This window comes from Sphingopyxis sp. (assembly GCF_036402335.1).
In the GTDB taxonomy this organism is placed as follows: Bacteria; Pseudomonadota; Alphaproteobacteria; order Sphingomonadales; family Sphingomonadaceae; genus Sphingopyxis.
This window is the reverse complement of record NZ_DASWTD010000353.1, coordinates 1-4,141: the sequence shown is the minus strand read 5'-3', so window position 1 is coordinate 4,141 and position 4,141 is coordinate 1. Positions and strand designations below refer to the sequence as shown.

The following is a 4,141-nucleotide window of genomic DNA, read 5'->3' as shown; positions in this document are numbered from 1 at the left end:
ATTCACCTCAAGCGCTTGAACAATTTTCCGGTTGTTCGGCAGAAGGGTATCAAGTTTGCGAGCGGTCCATATCGCGTAAGCAGATGAAGCCGGGTCTTTCGCTGCGATTTCAGACTTGGGACCATAGGCGTCGAAGTAATGCTTGTTCTCGTCCAGCAATCCGACGATGAAGCGCATCAATTCGACTGTAGACACCATTTTTCCGCAGTCGGACCAGCTATCCACCCACGATTCATGCTGCTTTTTCCATGCTTGCAGCATCTCGACGGGGTAGGTGCCATCAGGCGATTTATCGATCTTCGTATGACAAGTCGGACACAAGAGTACGAGATTTTCGTAGGTGTTCGCGCCACCTCCCTCCTGCCCTCTGGGGCCACCTGCCTGCCGCGCGACAATGTGAGCTTGCTCGCCGGTTAGGTAGCTTTCGCCATTCGCGCCAACTTCCGAGACTTTCGTCCGGCAATCAGGATTGCTGCAATACCCGCCCGCGTTGCCCCACAGCAGTTTAACGTCCTTCTCTGCGATCGGCATGCGATCCCCCGTATCAAACTCTCGTTATTAAGAGATAGATGGATGCTGCAGGGATCGAAAGTCAAACCAGCACGACTGAAGAAGAGTTACCGGTATCAGTGGAAGTCGTGGCTGCGAATTCGCAGCGGCGCATCGCGCGAATCTGGCCCGCCGCCGTTTCGGGCTCCATCGCCGCGTCCCGGTGTGATCGATACGTCGCCCTGTGCAATCGAGCGCAGCATCCCATCGTGATCGACGATCCGGTCGCAAATGATGTGGATGACCTCTCCTTCCTTTTGCAGCCTCCCTCGCATCGCGATCATGGAAGCCGCCATCACAGGCCGCCGGTAGATGTCGAAGCGATCGGGCCAAAGGATACCGTTGGCGATGCCGGTTTCATCCTCGATCGTTACGAAAAGGACGCCCTTGGCAGAGCCCGGACGCTGGCGGACGAGGATCACGCCCGCGACCTCGATATTGCGGCCGTCCCGGATTTGCGAAAGATCGGCGCAGCGGACAATCCCCATCGCGTCGAGTTCGGCGCGTAAGAAACTCAACGGATGCGCCCGCAGTGATAGCTGCAACGTGCGATAGTCTTCCACGACTTCGCGGCCCTCGGTCATCGGCCTGAGCGAGGTCGGCGGTTCCAGTCCCTCGGGCGAGAAGCGCTCTTCGCGAGCATCCGCCGCCGCGAACAGCGGCAACGGCGCCTCTCCCAGCCCTCGAACCTTCCAGAGACCCTGCCGCCGATCCTCCGCGAGGCACGCGAAGCCATCGGCCTCGGCGATCCGCTCGATCGCGGCGCGGGGTACGCCCGCGCGGCGCCACACATCCTCGACGCAGTCATAGGGCATATCGCCACGCGCACCGACGATCGCGGCGCCATGAAGGTTGGCAAGGCTGCGCACCTGCCGAAACCCGAGCCGGACCGCGAAATACCGCCCGGCAGCCTTCTCCAGCGTGCAATCCCAATGACTATCGTTGATCGAGACCGGTCGCACCTCGACGCCATGGTTACGCGCGTCGCGCACGATCTGAGCGGGGGCATAGAAGCCCATCGGCTGCGCATTCAGCAGGGCGGCGCAGAATACGTCCGGATGATGATGCTTCATCCAGCAACTGGCATAGGCGATCTTCGCGAAGCTCGCGGCATGGCTTTCCGGAAAGCCGTAACTCCCGAAGCCCTCGATCTGTTTGAAGGTGCGCTCGGCGAAATCCTTCGGATACCCGCGCTCGATCATACCGCCGACGAGCTTGTCGTAGAAATGCGACACGCCGCCGGTCAGTTTGAAAGTCGCCATCGCGCGCCGGAGCTGGTCTGCCTCGACCGGCGTGAAGCCCGCTCCGACGATAGCGACCTTCATCGCCTGCTCTTGGAACAGCGGGACACCGAGCGTCTTTTCCAGGACCGCACGAAGCTCAGGCTTGGGATATTCGGGCTTTTCCTTACCCTCGCGGCGACGAAGATAGGGATGGACCATGTCGCCTTGGATCGGCCCCGGGCGCACGATCGCAACTTCGATTACCAAGTCATAGAAGCTTTTAGGCTTTATCCGCGGCAGCATCGACATCTGTGCGCGGCTCTCGATCTGGAACACGCCCAACGTATCGGCTTTCTGGATCATCGCGAAGACCGCCGGATCGTCGTCCTGCAAATCGGCCATTCCGACATCGATGCCCTTATGGTCGCGAAGCAGGTTGAAGGCGCGGTTCATGCAGCCGAGCATGCCTAGACCGAGCACATCGACCTTCATGAACTTGAGGACGTCGATATCGTCCTTGTCCCATTCGATGATCTGCCGGTCCTCCATCCGCGCAGGCTCGATCGGCACGAGATCGTCCAGCCGTTCCTGCGTCAGGACGAAGCCGCCGGGATGCTGCGAGAGATGGCGCGGCGTGCCGATCAACGCGCGCGCGAGATCGAGCGTCAGGCGAAGACGGTGATCATCGGCATTGAGGTTGAGGCTCGCGATCTGTTCGTCGGGGATGCCGTCGAGCGACCAGCCCCAAACCAGCCCGGTGAGCATCTTGGTGAGATCGCGCGGAAGGCCGAGAGCCTTGCCGACTTCGGCGACGGCGCCACGCGTCCGGTAGCGCGTGACGACCGCGGTCAGCGCCGAACGGTGCCGACCATAGGTGTCATAAATCCACTGGATGATTTCTTCGCGCCGCTCATGCTCGAAGTCGACATCGATATCGGGCGGCTCCTTACGCTCGCCTGACACGAAGCGTTCGAAAAGCAGTTCATGGCGGATCGGATCGATCGAGGTGACGCCGAGCAAATAGCAGACGCAACTGTTCGCCGCGCTGCCTCGCCCTTGGCAGAGGATTCCACGCCGCCGGCTCTCGGCGACGATCGAATTCACGGTCAGGAAATATGGCGCGTAGCCAAGCTCGCCGATGAGGCGCAGTTCATGGTCGATCTGCTGCCGGTATGCGGGCGGTACGCCCTCGGGGAACATGCGTGCCGCGCCCTCTTCGGTCAACGCGGCGAGCGCTTCCTGCGCGGTGCGACCCGCCATCACCTCCTCATAGGGATATTGATAGCGTATCTCGCCGAGATCGAAGCGGCACGCTGCGGCGATGTCGGCGGTGGCCGCGATCGCGTCGGGAAAAAGCACAAAGCGCCGTTCCATCTCGGCCGGCGATTTGATCGCACGATCCATAAAGCGCTCGCGCTTGAAGCCGAGCGCGTCGACGGTCGTCTTTTCGCGGATCGCGGTCAGGACGTCCTGCAGCGGGCGGCGCTCGGGAGCATGGTAGAGGATGTCGCCGCAAGCGACGGAGCGGACGCCGGCTTCGCGCGCCAGCGCGTCGAGCGCGCGCAGCCGCGCAAAGTCGCCGGGCCGACGTCGGAGCGACAGCGCAAGATAGGCGTCCGGGCCAAAGCGTTCGCGCAGGTCCGCAAGATCGAGGCGGGTGCGGTCGTCGGCGGCGTCGGGAAGCAGGATCGCGACCAGTCCGTCGGCGTGTGCCGCGACGTCCGGCCAGTCGAGCCAGCAATTGCCTTTGCCACCGCGCGACTTGCCGAGAGTCAGCAGACGCGTGAGCCGTGACCAAGCGGGACGGTCTTTCGGATAGAGGAGGAGCGAACGTCCATCGCGGAGGTCGATGCGCGATCCCGGGATGAGCCGCACGCCGGTCGCCTCTTGCCCCGAAAGGCCGCGCACCATTCCGGCTACGCTGCCTCGGTCGCAAAGCCCGAGCGCGGTGTGACCGAGCAACGCCGCGGAGGCGAACAGTTCCTCGGGCGCGGATGCCCCCCGCAGAAAGGAGAAATGGCTCGTTACCTGGAGTTCGACGTAGATCGTCATCCGAACACGCCGTGCATGTACCAACTCAAGTCGCCGGTTCGGTCCTCGATGGCGTCGCCGCGGCGAAACAACCAGAAGCGCTCACCGCTCTCGGCTTCGACGCGAAAATAGTCGCGCACCGCCCACATCTCGCGTGTGGTGCGCCACCACTCGCCATGAATGCGCTCGGGCCCGTCGCCTGCGACGACCCGATAGGAGCGCCCCCGCCACGCGAAGCGACGTGGTGGATGATCGGGGAGCAGCGCCACGACGCCCGACAACGCCTCAGGACGCGCCAACATGCGAATGGGCCTAGTCCAAGCCGGCCAGCCGGCGGG

General features: G+C 62.7%; 3 protein-coding genes. All 3 read right to left on the bottom strand.

Features of this window, described 5'->3' with window-relative positions:
- The coding region (locus VGD20_RS10970) for an HNH endonuclease (RefSeq protein WP_331134481.1) at positions 1–531 on the bottom strand (531 nt) is incomplete at its 3' end.
- A 95-nt stretch (positions 532–626) separates the two neighbouring features.
- Complete coding sequence (locus VGD20_RS10965) at positions 627–3,824, bottom strand: error-prone DNA polymerase (RefSeq protein ID WP_331134480.1); 3,198 nt, start codon at positions 3,822–3,824, stop codon at positions 627–629.
- The coding region (locus tag VGD20_RS10960) for a DUF6504 family protein (RefSeq protein ID WP_331134479.1) at positions 3,821–4,141 on the bottom strand (321 nt) is incomplete at its 5' end. The genes VGD20_RS10965 and VGD20_RS10960, both read right to left, overlap by 4 nt.